This window comes from Amycolatopsis sp. NPDC052450 (assembly GCF_044547565.1).
GTDB lineage: Bacteria > Actinomycetota > Actinomycetes > Mycobacteriales > Pseudonocardiaceae > Amycolatopsis.
Map to the genome: position 1 here is coordinate 264,736 of NZ_JBIUAQ010000005.1, position 14,215 is coordinate 278,950.

Sequence of the window (14,215 nt, forward strand, 5' to 3'; positions counted from 1 at the left end):
TGGGGATGAGGCGGCACTAGTACTTCAGCAGGTTGGTGTCGTCGACCGAGGCCGAGCGCCGGGTGCGGAAGATCGCCATGATGATCGCCAGCCCCACCACGACCTCCGCGGCGGCCACGACCATCACGAAGAACGCCATCACCTGGCCGTCGAGCCCGCCGTTGATCCGGGCGAACGTGACCAGGGACAGGTTCGCCGCGTTCAGCATCAGCTCGATGCACATGAACACGACGATCGCGTTGCGGCGCACCAGCACCCCGACCGCGCCGATGGTGAACAGCAGCGCGGACAGGAGCAGGTAGTACGTCGGGGTCATTCCTCGTCCCCTTCTTTCTTACCTACGAGCGCGTGGGCGTCCGGGCCGTCGGTCGAACCCGCGACCTGCTTGCGCTCGTCTTCCAGCCGCGAGGCCGAAGTGGACTCGATGATGTCCGAGAGCGACTCCGGCGCGATCGAACCGTCCGGCAGCAGCGCGGGAGTGGCGATCGAGTTGGCCGTCGCGAAGACACCCGGGCCGGGCAGCGGCGAAGGCCGGTCGTGCTTGCCGGTGAACCGGTCGACGACGAGTTCCTTCTGGTTCTTCTTGCCGCCCTTGGCGTGCCGGTCGGTGAAGGCGAGCACCATCGCGCCGAGCGCGGCGGTGATCAGCAGCGCCGACGTGAGCTCGAACGGGAACAGGTACTTGGTGAAGATGAGCCGTCCCAGGCCGCCGGGGCCACCGCCGTCGAGGTTCGCCGGGTCGAGCGGCATCGCCGGGGTGACGTTGGCCAGCGAACGGGCGAGACCGGCCGCGAGCAGTCCACCGACGCCGATGCCGAGCAGGGTCGCCATGACCCGCTGCCCGCGCAGGACTTCGACGACCGAGTCCGAGCTCTCCCTGCCGACCATCATCAGCACGAACAGGAACAGCATCATGATCGCGCCGGTGTAGACGATGATCTGCGTGAAGCCGAGGAACGGCGCCTGCTGGATCATGTACAGCGCGCCGAGGCACAGCATCGTGAGGACCAGCCACAGCGCCGAGTGCACGGCGTTGCGGGAGAAGATCATGCCGAGCCCGCCGAGCAGCGCGAGCGGGCCGAGCACCCAGAACGCGATGGTCTCGCCGGTGGTGATCCCGGCCGAAACGTCGGTCTGGGCGAGGAAAGCCGTGATCACTGGACGGCCTCCGTGCTCTCAGCGGGCTTGCGAGCCAGCTCGGGGCCGTTCACGTAGTAGTCCTGCTCGTTGTCGCCGAGCCGCATCGGGTGCGGCGGCTGCTCCATCCCGGGCAGCAGCGGCGCGAGGAGGTCTTCCTTGGTGTAGATCAACCGCTGCCGGTCGTCGTCGGCCAGCTCGTAGAAGTTGATCATCGTCAGTGACCGGGTCGGGCAGGCCTCGACGCACAACCCGCAGCCGATGCAGCGCAGGTAGTTGATCTGGTAGTCGGCGCCGTACCGCTCACCGGGCGAGAACCGTGCCTCTTCGGTGTTGTCGCCGCCTTCGACGAAGATCGCGTCCGCCGGGCAGGCCCACGCGCACAGCTCGCAGCCGACGCATTTCTCCAGCCCGTCCGGGTGCCGGTTCAGCTGGTGCCTGCCGTGGTAACGCGGAGCGGCGGGGGCGCCTGCCTCCGGGTACTCCTCGGTGGCGACCTTCTTGAACATCATCCCGAAGGTGACACCGAAACCCTTGATGGGATCAAACATCCCCATCGCCGGCCTCCCTTCCACTGGAAACCGCCGCGGGCTTGCGCTTGGCAGCCCGGGCTTCGGCCTTCGCGAGGGCCTTCTGACGCGGAGTCTGGTCCGGAACCTGCAGGTCGAGCGGCGGCACCGGGAATCCGCCACCGGTCACCGGGACGTAGTCGTCGTCCGGAACCTTCTTGTCGGGCAGCAGCAGGCTCAGGATGACGACGACGAGGATGAGCGCGCCGCCGCCGATGAGGATCTGCGGGGTGGAGAGGCCGCCCGAGTTCTTGATCGCGCGGACCGTGACGATCACGACGATCCAGACCAGGTTGACCGGCACCAGGACCTTCCAGCCCAGCCGCATGAACTGGTCGTACCGCAGCCGCGGCAGCGTGCCGCGCAGCCAGATGAACCCGAACAGCAGGATGAACAGCTTGGCCGTGAACCACAGCAGCGGGAGCCAGCCCTGGTTGAGGACGTGGTCGGCGCCGACGAACGGGAACTTCCAGCCGCCGAGGAACAACGTGGTCGCGAACGCCGAAACGATCACCATGTTGACGTACTCGGCGAGGAAGAACATCGCGAACTTCATCGAGCTGTACTCGGTGTGGAAACCGCCGACCAGCTCGGATTCGGCCTCGGGGAGGTCGAACGGCGCGCGGTTGGTCTCGCCGACCATGGAGATCAGGTAGATCACGAAACTCGGCAGCAGCAGGTAGAAGTACCAGCCGCTCTGCTGCGACTCGACGATCGCCGACGTCGACATCGAACCCGCGTAGAGGATGACGCCCACAATGGACAGACCCATCGCGATCTCGTAGGAGATCACCTGAGCCGCGCTTCGCAGCCCACCGAGCAGCGGATACGGGGAGCCGGACGACCAGCCGGCCAGCACCAGGCCGTACACGCCGATCGAGGAGCAGGCGAGGATCACCAGCACGCCGACCGGCAGATCGACCAGCTGGAGCGTGGTGCGCTCGCCGAAGATCGAAACCACCGGGCCGAACGGGATCGCGGCCAGCGCGATCAGCGCCGGCACCGCGGAGATCACCGGCGCGAGGAAGTACACCTTGCGGTCGGCGGTGTCCGGGATGATCTGTTCCTTGAACGGCAGCTTGATCGCGTCCGCGAGGGACTGCAGGTAGCCGCCGGGCCCGACCCGGTTGGGGCCGGGACGGTTCTGCATCCGGCCGACGGCCTTGCGCTCCCAGACGATCAGGAAGATCGTCAGGATCGGGCCGATCAGCAGGATGACGACCGTCTTGATCAGGACCAGCCACAACGGGTCGTCGGCCAGCAGCGCCGCCCGCTCGGCGGCGTCCGGCATCTGGCTGAGCAACGGAGTCACTTCTCACCTCCGGTGAGGGTGACGGCCGAACCGTGACCCGCGCCGAGAGAGGCGCGGACGGCGGAGCCGTCGGAGTTGCCCGGGAGCCACACGACGCCGTCCGGCAGGTCCGCGACCTCGATCGGCAACGTGATGGAACCGCGTTCGGTGGAGACCTTGACGGTCTTGCCCAAGCCTTCGGCGGTCTTCGCCGAGAGCTTGGCGACGACCTCGCGCTGGGTGCCCTTGAGGTGCGGCTCGCCGTCCTGCAGCGAACCGTTGTCGATCAGCTGCCGCCAGGTGGCGAGGAGAACCTGACCGTTCCCCGCCTCCGGACGTGCGATGAAAGCGTCCTTCATTGCGAAATCTGCAATGAAGGAGTCCTTCATCTCACGCGCGGGCAGCTTCGCGAGATCGGCGGCAGCGGCGGCCGGGGTCTGCGTGAAGATGTCCGCGTCCATCTCGACGGCGAGGGTGTCGAGCACCCGGCAGTCCGGCAGGGCGCCGGTGCCTTCGAGGGTGACGGCGAACTCGCGGCGGCGGCCTTCCCAGTTCAGGTAGCTGCCCGCCTTCTCGACCGCCGGGGCGATCGGGAGGACGACGTCCGCGTGTTCGGTGACCCCGCTGTGCCGCAGTTCCAGGCTCACGACGAACTTCGCGTTCTCGAGGGCGCGGCGGGCCAGGTCCGGGTCCGGCAGGTCGTCCGGGTCGACGCCGCCGACCAGCAGGCCGTCGATGTCCTGACCGGAAGCGGCCTTGAGGATGGCGGTGGTGTCGCGGCCCGCCGTGGCGGAAAGCGTGACGCCCCAAGCCTTTTCGATTTCGGCGCGAGCCGCGTCGTCGGTGACCGGACGGCCACCGGGCAGCAGCGTCGGCGCCGCGCCCGCCGCCAGGGCACCGCGTTCACCCGCGCGACGCGGGATCCACGCGAGCCGGGCGCCGGTGCGCTCCACCAGCCGGTGCAGGGCCGAGAACAGACCGGGGACCTCGGCGGCACGCTCGCCGACGAGGATCACCGAACCCTCAGCCGAAAGCGCCTGGTCGACGTCCTGCGCGTGCTGCGCGATGCCGTCGATCGCGGCGGCCTCGGCACCCGGCGCGCAGGCCAGCAGTTCACCGAAGGTCTTGCTGACCGAGGAGGTGGTCCACTGTCCCAAGTGGACGACGCGGGTGCGGTTCTTGCGAGCCGCCTTGCGCAGCCGCAGGAACACGATCGGCGCCTCGTCCTCCGGCTCGAACGCGACGCACAGCACCGTGCGTGCCCGCTCGATCTCGCCGAAGGTGACGCCGCTTTCCGGCGTCGTCCCGACCACGTGCGACGCGAGGAACCCGAGCTCCTCGGCCGAGTGCGGCCGCGCCCGGAAGTCGATGTCGTTGGTGCCCAAGGCGATCCGCGCGAACTTCGAGTACGCGTAGGCGTCCTCGACGGTCAACCTGCCACCGGTGAGCACCGCGGCACCCTTGCCGTCCCGTGCCTCGGCGAGCCCGGCGGCGGCCGCGCGCAGCGCGTCGGTCCAGGAAGCCTCTTCCAGCACGCCGTCGGCGTTGCGGATCAGCGGACGGCGGATGCGGTCATCGGCGGTGGCGTAGCGGAAGGCGAAGCGGCCCTTGTCGCAGATCCACTCTTCGTTGACCTCGGGGTCGTCGCCCGCGAGCTTCCGCATGACCTTGCCGCGGCGGAAGTCGGTCCGCTCGGCGCAGCCGGACGAGCAGTGCTCGCACACGCTCGGCGCGGACACCAGGTCGAACGGCCGCGAACGGAACCGGTACGCGGCCGACGTCAGCGCGCCGACCGGGCAGATCTGGATGACGTTGCCGGAGAAGTACGACTGGAACGGCTGGCCCGACGTCGTCCGCGAAGCCAGGTCCAGCACGTCCGCGGTCTCCGCGGTACCGATCTGCTGGTGGGCGCCGCGTTCGAGCAGCTCGATGAACGGGTCGCCGGCGATCTCGCGGGAGAACCGGGTGCAGCGCTGGCAGAGCACGCAACGCTCGCGGTCCAGCAGCACCTGCGAGGAGATCGGCAGCGGCTTCGGGAACGTCCGCTTCGTGTCGACGAAACGGGATTCCGCGCGGCCGTGCGCGAGCGCCTGGTTCTGCAGCGGGCATTCGCCGCCCTTGTCGCAGACCGGGCAGTCCAGCGGGTGGTTGATGAGCAGCAGCTCCATCACACCCTGCTGGGCCTTGTCCGCGACGGCGGAGGTCAGCTGGGTCTTCACGACCATGCCGTCGGCGACCGTCATGGTGCACGAGGCCTGCGGCTTCGGCATCGGACGGCCGCCCATTTCGACCTCGACCAGGCACTGGCGACAGGCCCCGGCCGGGTCGAGCAGCGGGTGGTCGCAGAAGCGCGGGATGACCGTGCCGAGCCGTTCGGCGGTGCGGATCAGCAGCTCGCCCTTGGGCGCGATGACCGTTTCACCGTCGATGACCAGCTTGACGTGGCCTTCGGGAACCGGAATGTCCTCTGTGGACGTTTCGGGCTTGTCGGGTGCGATCGTCATGCCTGCGCCCCCACCAATTCGCGCTTGTTTGCTTGACACAAAGCCAGGAATTCATCCCGGAAGTACTTGATCCCGCTCTGGATCGGCGAGACCGCGCCGTCGCCGAGTGCGCAGAACGAGCGGCCGAGGATGTTGTCGCAGACGTCGAGCAGGGTGTCGATGTCCTCCTCGGTGCCGTGGCCCTCGACCATGCGCTCCAGGATCTGCGCCAGCCAGTACGTGCCCTCGCGGCACGGCGTGCACTTGCCGCAGGACTCGTGCTCGTAGAACTGCGTCCACTTCATCACGGCCCACGGCACGGAAACGGTCTCGTTGAAGACCTGCACGGCCGTCGTGCCCAGCATCGACCCGGCTTCCGCCGCGCCTTCGAAGTCCAGCGGAACATCGAGGTGTTCCTTGGTGAACATCGGCGTGGACGAACCACCCGGCGTCCAGAACTTCAGCGGGACGCCGTCCTTCATGCCGCCCGCCATGTCCAGCAGTTCGCGCAGCGTGGTGCCGAGCGGGCATTCGTACTGGCCGGGCTTCTCGACGTGGCCGGAGATCGAGTAGATCTTCGGACCGGGCGACTTCTCGCGGCCCATCTGGCGGAACCAGTCGGAACCGCCGTTGATGATGTACGGCGCGCTGGCGATGGTCTCGACGTTGTTCACCGTGGTCGGCGCGGCGTAGAGGCCCGCGGCGGCCGGGAACGGCGGCTTGAGCCGCGGCTGGCCGCGACGGCCCTCCAGGGAGTCCAGCAGCGCCGTCTCCTCGCCGCAGATGTACGCCCCGGCGCCCGCGTGCACGGTGATGTCGAGGTCGAATCCGGAGTCGAGGATGTTCTTGCCGAGGTAGCCCGCTTCGTACGCCTCGCGCACGGCCGCGTTGAGACGGCGGATGCAGTGCAGCGCCTCGCCGCGGACGTAGATGAAGCAGTGGTGCGAACGCATCGCGTACGAGGCGATGATGCAGCCCTCGATCAGCGAGTGCGGGTCCGCCATCATCAGCGGGATGTCCTTGCAGGTGCCCGGCTCGCCCTCGTCGGCGTTGATGACGAGGTAGTGCGGCTTGTCCTCGTTCGGCGGCATGAAGGACCACTTGATGCCGGCGGGGAAGCCCGCGCCGCCACGGCCGCGGAGGCCGGAGTCCTTGACCAGCTGGACGATCTGCTCGGGAGTGGCCTTGAGCGCCTTGCGGATCGCGGTGTAGCCCTCGAGGGCCTCGTAGGACTGGATCGTCCAGGAGTTGGGCGAAAGCCAGCGCTTCGTGAGGACCGGAGTGATGGGATCGGCCATTACTTTTTCTCCACTTCCGGCAGGGCCACGTCCTTCATCGCGGGCGCGGTCCAGCCGCGGTCCTGCGCGACCTGCGCGCCCCGCAGGGTTTCGACGGCCTGCGAAGGACCGTCGACGTCCGTGCGGTACTGCTGCGCGTCCTCCGGGAAGAACCCGGCGAGCTGCAGTTCGGCGCCCTTGAAGTTCGTCAGCGGCGCGCCGCGCGTCGGGGCGGGCTTCTTGCCCGCCTGCAACGCGTCGACCAGCGCGACGGCCTTGTCCTCGGTCTGGTTGTCGAAGTACTCGTAGTTGACCTGGATGACCGGGGCGAGGTCACAGGCCGCGAGGCATTCGGCGTGTTCGAGGGTGATCGAGCCGGGCTCGTTCGGCGTCCCCGCGGTCTCGTTGTGCCCCAACGGCTTCTCTTCGGAACCGAGATGCGTCTGGAGCTTCTTGTAGATCGCGTCGCCGCCCATGGCCGCGCAGAGCGTGTTGGTGCAGACGCTCACCAGGTGCTCGCCGCACGGGCGGCGCTTGTACATGGTGTAGAACGTCGCGACCGCGCTGACTTCGGCGTCGGACAGGTCCAGCTGCGCGGCGCAGAAGGCGATGCCCTCCTGGCTCACGTACCCCTGCACCGACTGCACCAGGTGCAGCAGCGGCAGCAGCGCCGACCGGGACTGCGGGTACCGCGAGATCAGGTTCCGCGCCTTGGCGTAGGTGTCGGCGTCGAAGATGTCTTCGAGCTTCGCGTTCTCCAGGATCCCCTCCGCCTCGGCGGGATCCGGCGCGATCGCGATCACGTCGACGTCGCCACCGGCGGCGATGTGGGTCTGCTCGGCCAGGCTGGTGCCGGGCTCGGGCGTCGGTGTCGTTCCGGGCTGGGTGCTCAACGGTCCACTCCCCCCATGACGGGGTCGATCGAGGCGATGGCGGCGATCACGTCCGCCACCAGGCCGCCTTCGGCCATCGCGGGCATCGACTGCAGGTTCACGAAACTCGGTTCGCGCACGTGGACCCGCAGCGGCCGGGTGCCGCCGTCGGAGACCAGGTGCACGCCGAGTTCGCCGCGCGGCGATTCCACCGACGTGTAGGTCTGGCCCGGCGGGACCTTGAAGCCCTCGGTGACCAGTTTGAAGTGATGGATCAGCGATTCCATCGACTGGCCCATGATCTTGCGGACGTGCTCGAGCGAGTTGCCCATGCCGTCGCTGCCGATCGAGAGCTGCGCCGGCCAGGCGACCTTCTTGTCCTCGACCATGACCGGGCCCGGTTCGAGCTTCTTCAGGCACTGCTTGATGATCCGCAGGCTCTGGTGCATCTCCTCGACACGCAGCAGGTACCGCGCCCAGCAGTCCGCGTCGGTCGAGGTCGGGATGTCGAACTCGAACTCGTCGTAGCGGGAGTACGGCTCGGTCTTGCGCATGTCCCACGGCAGACCGGCGCTGCGCAGCACCGGGCCGGTGACACCGAGCGCGAGGCAGGCGTCGACCGGCAGGTACCCGACGCCCTTGAGCCGGTTGCGCCAGATCGGCTGACCGGTGAAGAGCTTGTCGTACAAGGGAAGCCGCTCGTCCATCGTCTTGACGAACGCGCTGACCACCTCTTGGTAGTCGGCGGGCATGTCCTGGGCGAGGCCGCCGGGGCGGATGAACGCGTGGTTCATCCGGAGACCGGTGAGGTGCTCCAGCAGGTGCAGGACCTCTTCGCGCTCACGGAAGCCGAGCGTCATCGCCGTGGTGGCACCGAGTTCCATACCGCCGGTGGCGATGTAGACCAGGTGCGAGCCGATGCGGTTGATCTCCAGCAGCATCACGCGCAGCAGTTCGGCGCGGCGCGGGGCCTGGATGCCGAGCAGCTTCTCGACACCGAGGCAGTACGCCATCTCGGTCGAGAGCGGCGCGAGGTAGTCCATGCGCGTCACGAAGGTGACGCCCTGGGTCCAGGTGCGGTACTCGCAGTTCTTCTCGATCCCGGTGTGCAGGTAGCCGATGACCGAGCGGAGCTGGGTGACGGTCTCGCCCTCCATCTCCAGCACGAGCCGGAGCACGCCGTGCGTCGACGGGTGCTGCGGGCCCATGTTGATGACCATGCGCTCGTCGTGGCGGGAGTCCTCGATGACGTCTTCCCAGTCACCACCGGAAACGGTGTAGACGCGGCCTTCGGTGGTCTCGCGGGAGTCGGCTTCGGGGACGCTGTCGCTGCCCTCAGGCGAAGTGTCGGTGCCTGTGGTCACGTCGGAGAGGTGTTCGGTGCTCACGAGTACGACCTCCGCTGGTCCGGCGGCGGGATCTCCGCGCCCTTGTATTCGACCGGGATCCCGCCGAGCGGGTAGTCCTTGCGCTGGGGGTGGCCGTCCCAGTCGTCCGGCATGAGGATGCGGGTCAGCGCCGGGTGGCCGTCGTAGACGATGCCGAACATGTCCCAGGTTTCCCGCTCCTGCCAGTCGGCCGTCGGGTAGACCCCGACCAGCGACGGGACGTGCGGGTCTTCGATGTCGAGGGTGACCTCGAGCCGGATGCGGCGGCGGTAGGTCATCGACGTGAAGTGGTAGACCGAGTGCAGCCGCTGCGGGACGTCGACGCCGTAGTCCACGCCGGAGACGGAGCTGAGCAGTTCGAAGCGGAGACCGGTGTCGTCGCGCAGGATCTTGGCGATCTCGACGAGGTGCTCGCGGGCGACGTAGAAGGTGATCTCACCGCGGTCGACCGTGGTCTGCAGGACCGCGTTCGCCGGGATCTTGTTGTCCGCCAAGGCCGCGTAGAACTCGTCGGCGAACTCGTCGAACCAGCCGCCGTACGGGCGCTCCGCCGGGGGCGGGCTGTACGCGGGGAGGCGGACGCCGCCGTAACCGGAGGTGTCACCGGTGCCGCGCACGCCGAACATGCCCTGGCGCTCTTTACCGGTGACGACCGGCTCGGCCGGGCGGGTGCCTTGCGGCTCGAGGCCGCCTTCGGGACGGTCGGCGCTGGACTGCTCGCCGCCCGTCTCCGGGGTCTCTTCGGGGGTGTTGTCTTCGGGCACGTCGCTCACTTCTTCGCGTACTTGATCGAGGAGGCGATCAGCTCGGTGCGCTCACCGCTGGCGGCGCGGATCGCGGCCCGGCGGGCGTTGATCGGCTCGTCCTGGATCTTGGCGTGCAGCTTCAGGATCGCGTCGAGCAGCATTTCGGGGCGCGGCGGGCAGCCGGGGAGGTACATGTCGACCGGGACGATGTGGTCGACGCCCTGCACCACGGCGTAGTTGTTGAACATCCCGCCGGACGAGGCGCAGACGCCCATCGCCAGGACCCACTTGGGCTCGGCCATCTGGTCGTAGATCTGGCGGAGGACCGGCGCCATCTTCTGCGTGACGCGGCCGGCGACGATCATCAGATCCGCCTGGCGCGGCGTCGCGCTGAAGCGCTCCATGCCGAAACGCGCGATGTCGTAACGGGAACCGCCGACGGTCATCATCTCGATCGCGCAGCAGGCGAGACCGAAGGTGGCGGGCCACATCGAGTTCTTGCGCGCCCAGTTGACCAGGCCTTCAAGGCTGGCGAGCAGGATGCCGTTGGGGAGTTTTTCTTCGAGGCCCATGCTTCTCTAGTTCCAATCCAGGCCGCCGCGACGCCATACGTAGGCGTACGCGAAACCGACCGTCGCGATGAACAGCACGATCTCCACCAGGCCGAACATGCCCAGCGCGTCCGCGGAGACCGCGAACGGGTAGAGGAAGACCATCTCGATGTCGAACAGGATGAACAGCATCGCGGTGATGTAGTACGCGACCGGCATCCGGCCGCCGCCGACGACCGGCTGCGGCGACGGTTCGATACCGCATTCGTAGGCCGCGGTCTTCGCCCTGTTGGGGCGGCTCGGGCCGACCAGCGGGCCGAGCAGCACCGAGAGCACCGCGAAGCCGAGAGCGAGGACGAACAAGAGGACCAGGGGGAGGTACATGTCCAGGTTGGGCACCGAAGGGGTGCTCGCCTGGGTCAGCACGGGCAACATCAGCACGGGGTTTTCGCCATCCTTTCCGCGCCGCTGCGGTTTTCGAGTCGGGGTTCACCGCTTCCCTCGGTCGGCACCCTAAGTCACCTGGGTCACACCTCCGAGGGTTAGGCAACCCTTACGGGCCGTGCATGACGGCCCCCTTGCTTGTGAAATAGTTCACAAGCCTCCCGTCGAGGATGTGAAGCGATTCACAAAGCATGGGGCGAGTGTAGGACGTGACTCACATTCTTGTCCCTAGGCCCCGTGCTATAAGGCTGCCCTAACTTGGCCGCACGGCCAGTACGGTTACTTCCGGCGTGCGGTACCGGTGACCTGCGACGTCGTTCCCAAGATCGGCTTCCCGAGGCCGCTTGACCGCATTTGTCCTGTGACCGATACCACTGCCCGGCGTACCCGTGACTGGTCCAGACGTGTGGGACCCACGCAGGTCGGGGCGGGGCGAGCGGCCTGCGATGGAGGCGTGGGCCGGGTGGGTCGTGAGTGGTAAGTGTCGTTCTAACGACACTTACCACTCACGACGCCCCAGCACCGACGAAAGGCCCTTCGCCGCGCGAGATGCGGCGAAGGGCCCCTTCAGCCCGGCGTCAGCGCGGAGAGGGCGTCGCGCGGGCCAGCGCGGCGATGAGGCGGTCGACGCCGTCCCCGCCCTTGGCGTCGTAGCAGCCCGAGAGTCCCTTGTAGACCAACGGAAGGATCGAGTTGATCCGCAGCCCGTACTTCGTCGCGGCGTGCATGACCTTCGGCTTCCCGATCAGCTTCGCGAACACGTTGCCGAGCCGGTAGTAGCCACCCATCAGCTCGCCGACCGCGCGCGGGTAGCCCTCCAGCGCCCGCTCACGGGACGGGCCTTCGCGGCGCGCCAACGCCTGCACGACGAACTCCGACGCCAGCTGCGCGGACTCCATCGCGGCCGAGATGCCCTCGCCGTTGAACGGGCTGACCATGCCGCCGGCGTCGCCGAGCAGCAGCAGGCCGTCGCGGTAGTGCGGGGTGCGGTTGAAGCCCATCGGGAGACCGGCGCCGCCGACCTTGCCGATGGCGTTCTCTTCGCGGTAGCCCCATTCCTCGGGCGTTCCGTCGAGCCACTGGCGCAGCAGCGCGCGGTAGTCGGTGCTGCGGAACGCGGCCGACGTCGACAGCATGCCGAGGCCGACGTTCACCGTGCCGTCGCCGAGCGGGAACGCCCAGCCGTAGCCGGGCAGCAGCTTGGGGTCGCGCGGGTCCGAGCGGTCCCACAGCTCCAGGTGGCCCTCGATGAACGGGTCGTCGTGACGCGGGCTCTTGTAGTACTGCCGCACCGCGACACCCATCGGGCGCTTCTCGTTCTTCTGGATGCCGACGCTCAGCGCCAGCCGCGCGGAGACGCCGTCGCAGGCCAGCACCAGCGGAGCGCGGTAGCTCACCGGCGTCTTCTCCGGGCCGACCTTCGCCTCGACGCCGATCACACGGCCGGTCGGGCTGGTGATGGCGCCGGTGACGGTGGTGCGCTCGTAGAGCCGCGCGCCCGCCTTGACGGCGGTCTTCGCGAGCAGGTCGTCGAAGTCCTGACGGGTGCGCGAAACGCCGTACGGCGGGTAGCTGGTCAGGTCCGGCCAGTCGAGCTCCAGCGTGAGCTCGCCGGTGAGGATCCGCAGGCCCCGGCTGTGCACCCAGCCCGCGTCCTCGCTGGTGTCGATCCCCAGGTCGATGAGCTGCTTGACGCCGCGCGGGGTCAGGCCGTCGCCGCACACCTTCTCGCGCGGGAACTCGGTCTTCTCCAGCAGCAGCACGTCGACGCCCGCGCGGGCGAGGTACGTGGCGGCGGTGGAGCCGGCCGGTCCGGCACCGACGACGATGACCTCGGCGTCGTGGTCTGCGTTGCGACGTGTCATGGCCGCGAGTTTACGGAGGGCTTTTTGGCGCGGTGGATGGCGACGACGCCGAACGTGAGGTTCAGCCACTCCACCTCGGTCCACCCGGCGCTCGCGATGATCTCCCCGAGCGTCCGCTGATCAGGCCAGGCCAGCATGGATTCGGCCAGGTAGGAGTAGGCCTCGGGGTTCGACGAGGTCCGCGCGCCGACCCAGGTGAGCAGCTTCGCGATGAACTTCCGGTGCAGGAACCGGATCGGCGGGAATGTGGGCGTCGACACCTCGCAGATCACCAGCCTGCCGCCCGGTTTGACCACCCGCGCGATCTCGGTGAGCGCGGCCTTGGTGTCGACGAAGTTCCGCAGCGCGAGCGAGATGGTGACCGCGTCGAAGCTCTCGTCGGCGAACGGCAGCTTCATCGCGTCGGCGGCCACCATGGGGACGCCGCGGTGCTTGCCCGCCCTGAGCATGCCGACCGAGAAGTCCGCCGCGAGACACCAGGCGCCGTTGCGCGCGTACTCGACGGTGGACACGCCGGTGCCCGCCGCGAGGTCCAGCACCTTCTCGCCGCGTTTGGCGTCCAGCACCCGGCCGGTGATGGTGCGCCAGCGGCGGTCGAAGCCGAAGGTCATGAACGAATTCGCGCGGTCGTAGCCGTCCGCGACGTCGTCGAACATGGCGGCGACTTCGTGCGGATCCTTGTCAAGACTCGCTCGGGACATGCCTCAAACACTAACTCGCCCGCACTGAGACACGTCGGCCAAGCGGGAGCAAAGCGACGCGCCGTAGGTTCACCTGGCCCGGTGAAGCAACGCCGGGGCACGGTGCGCACCGGCCCCCGCGACCTCACCGGCGAGGATCCTCCGCTCCAGCAACCGCAGTTCCGGCCCCGGTTCGAGGCCGAGCTGATCGACCGAGACCCGGCGCGCCCGCCGGTACGCCGCCAACGCGTCGGAGGTGCGCCCGGCCCGCCAAAGAGCTTCCATCAGGAGGTACTGGGCACGCTGCCGCAACGGGTTCCGCCGCACCAGATCCGCCAGCTCGACGGCCGCGCTCGCGTGCCGCCCGAGGTCGAGTTCGGCCTGGTAGAGCTCTTCGAGCAGGACCAGACGGTGCTCCGAGAGGCGCATCGTCTCGTCCGAAAGCAGCGGGACGTCCAAGCCGTCGTAGGGCGCGCCGTGCCAGTGCGTGAGGGCCTGCCGGATCAGTGAGGCGCGCTGCGCGGGGTCCGCGGACTTCAGCGCCTGGCCTGCCAGCGTCTCGAAGGTCTCGACGTCGAGTTCGCCGGGATGGACCTCCAGCCGGTAGCCGCCGTTGTCGAAGCCGAGCCGGTCGCCTTCGGGCAGGGCCTGCCGCAGCTTGTGGACGTGCCAGTGCAGCTTCGGCACCGCCCGTGGCTCCCACTTGCTCTCCCACAGGGCCTCGGTGAGCACGTTCACCGGTACGAAGGTGTTCGCGCGGACCAGCAGCACGCCGAGGAGCGTCCTTCTCATCCGGCCGTGCAGCGGGACCGACCGCGAACCGGTGGAGATGCTGAACGTTCCCAGTACTTCGAACCTCACGTGCCGTCCTCTCGCTCGATGGCGTGAGGGGACGATGAATGCCGGTTGTAC

General features: G+C 68.3%; 14 protein-coding genes. All 14 read right to left on the reverse strand.

The features are described 5' to 3' along the window. Positions 1-16: 16 nt before the first annotated feature. A complete protein-coding gene (gene nuoK / locus ACIHAO_RS12000; protein WP_101612053.1) occupies positions 17-316 on the reverse strand; it encodes an NADH-quinone oxidoreductase subunit NuoK in 300 nt (99 codons plus the stop codon). Next, positions 313-1,158 carry an NADH-quinone oxidoreductase subunit J gene (locus ACIHAO_RS12005; RefSeq protein ID WP_396557052.1) on the reverse strand — a complete coding sequence of 282 codons (846 nt, stop codon included), beginning with the start codon at positions 1,156-1,158 and terminating at the stop codon, positions 313-315. The genes nuoK and ACIHAO_RS12005 overlap by 4 nt, the downstream gene beginning before the upstream one ends. After that, a complete protein-coding gene (nuoI, locus tag ACIHAO_RS12010; protein ID WP_125788710.1) occupies positions 1,155-1,694 on the reverse strand; it encodes an NADH-quinone oxidoreductase subunit NuoI in 540 nt (179 codons plus the stop codon). The genes ACIHAO_RS12005 and nuoI overlap by 4 nt, the downstream gene beginning before the upstream one ends. After that, a complete protein-coding gene (nuoH, locus tag ACIHAO_RS12015) occupies positions 1,681-3,018 on the reverse strand; it encodes an NADH-quinone oxidoreductase subunit NuoH (protein ID WP_396557054.1) in 1,338 nt (445 codons plus the stop codon). Before nuoH ends, nuoI begins: the two co-directional genes overlap by 14 nt. Then, positions 3,015-5,501: an NADH-quinone oxidoreductase subunit G gene (locus ACIHAO_RS12020; RefSeq protein ID WP_396557056.1), complete on the reverse strand. Its 2,487-nt coding sequence runs from the start codon at positions 5,499-5,501 to the stop codon at positions 3,015-3,017. Before ACIHAO_RS12020 ends, nuoH begins: the two co-directional genes overlap by 4 nt. Next, a complete protein-coding gene (gene nuoF / locus ACIHAO_RS12025; protein WP_396557058.1) occupies positions 5,498-6,778 on the reverse strand; it encodes an NADH-quinone oxidoreductase subunit NuoF in 1,281 nt (426 codons plus the stop codon). Before nuoF ends, ACIHAO_RS12020 begins: the two co-directional genes overlap by 4 nt. Further along, positions 6,778-7,650, reverse strand: a complete 873-nt coding sequence (gene nuoE / locus ACIHAO_RS12030) for an NADH-quinone oxidoreductase subunit NuoE (protein ID WP_396557060.1) — start codon at positions 7,648-7,650, stop codon at positions 6,778-6,780. The genes nuoF and nuoE overlap by 1 nt, the downstream gene beginning before the upstream one ends. Further along, positions 7,647-9,017 (reverse strand): NADH-quinone oxidoreductase subunit D, encoded by a 1,371-nt coding sequence (locus ACIHAO_RS12035; protein WP_396557062.1) that lies wholly within the window; start codon positions 9,015-9,017, stop codon positions 7,647-7,649. The genes nuoE and ACIHAO_RS12035 overlap by 4 nt, the downstream gene beginning before the upstream one ends. Further along, entirely contained in the window at positions 9,014-9,781 is a 768-nt protein-coding gene (locus ACIHAO_RS12040) for an NADH-quinone oxidoreductase subunit C (protein WP_396557064.1), read from the reverse strand. The genes ACIHAO_RS12035 and ACIHAO_RS12040 overlap by 4 nt, the downstream gene beginning before the upstream one ends. A gap of 5 nt (positions 9,782-9,786) precedes the next feature. After that, positions 9,787-10,335, reverse strand: a complete 549-nt coding sequence (locus ACIHAO_RS12045; protein WP_005151847.1) for an NADH-quinone oxidoreductase subunit B family protein — start codon at positions 10,333-10,335, stop codon at positions 9,787-9,789. 6 nt (positions 10,336-10,341) lie between these two features. Beyond that, positions 10,342-10,749: an NADH-quinone oxidoreductase subunit A gene (locus tag ACIHAO_RS12050; RefSeq protein WP_125789053.1), complete on the reverse strand. Its 408-nt coding sequence runs from the start codon at positions 10,747-10,749 to the stop codon at positions 10,342-10,344. Positions 10,750-11,336: 587 nt separating this feature from the next. Continuing rightward, positions 11,337-12,623, reverse strand: coding sequence for a geranylgeranyl reductase family protein (locus tag ACIHAO_RS12055; RefSeq protein WP_037332937.1), 1,287 nt, complete (start codon positions 12,621-12,623; stop codon positions 11,337-11,339). Then, a complete protein-coding gene (locus ACIHAO_RS12060; protein ID WP_396557067.1) occupies positions 12,620-13,324 on the reverse strand; it encodes a demethylmenaquinone methyltransferase in 705 nt (234 codons plus the stop codon). The genes ACIHAO_RS12055 and ACIHAO_RS12060 overlap by 4 nt, the downstream gene beginning before the upstream one ends. A 69-nt stretch (positions 13,325-13,393) precedes the next feature. Next, the gene (locus ACIHAO_RS12065; RefSeq protein ID WP_396557069.1) at positions 13,394-14,164 is read right to left on the reverse strand and encodes a BTAD domain-containing putative transcriptional regulator; all 771 of its coding nucleotides are present in this window, start codon (positions 14,162-14,164) and stop codon (positions 13,394-13,396) included. Between the last annotated feature and the right edge of the window lie 51 nt (positions 14,165-14,215).

What these genes read in the sequence shown, in the direction of transcription:
- ACIHAO_RS12060 (WP_396557067.1), bottom strand. Translation starts at nt 13,324, where the DNA reads ATGTCCCGAGCGAGTCTTGACAAGGATCCGCACGAAGTCGCCGCCATG.
- ACIHAO_RS12020 (WP_396557056.1), bottom strand. Translation starts at nt 5,501, where the DNA reads ATGACGATCGCACCCGACAAGCCCGAAACGTCCACAGAGGACATTCCG.
- nuoF (WP_396557058.1), bottom strand. Translation starts at nt 6,778, where the DNA reads ATGGCCGATCCCATCACTCCGGTCCTCACGAAGCGCTGGCTTTCGCCC.
- ACIHAO_RS12055 (WP_037332937.1), bottom strand. Translation starts at nt 12,623, where the DNA reads ATGACACGTCGCAACGCAGACCACGACGCCGAGGTCATCGTCGTCGGT.
- nuoI (WP_125788710.1), bottom strand. Translation starts at nt 1,694, where the DNA reads ATGGGGATGTTTGATCCCATCAAGGGTTTCGGTGTCACCTTCGGGATG.
- nuoK (WP_101612053.1), bottom strand. Translation starts at nt 316, where the DNA reads ATGACCCCGACGTACTACCTGCTCCTGTCCGCGCTGCTGTTCACCATC.
- ACIHAO_RS12050 (WP_125789053.1), bottom strand. Translation starts at nt 10,749, where the DNA reads ATGTTGCCCGTGCTGACCCAGGCGAGCACCCCTTCGGTGCCCAACCTG.
- ACIHAO_RS12045 (WP_005151847.1), bottom strand. Translation starts at nt 10,335, where the DNA reads ATGGGCCTCGAAGAAAAACTCCCCAACGGCATCCTGCTCGCCAGCCTT.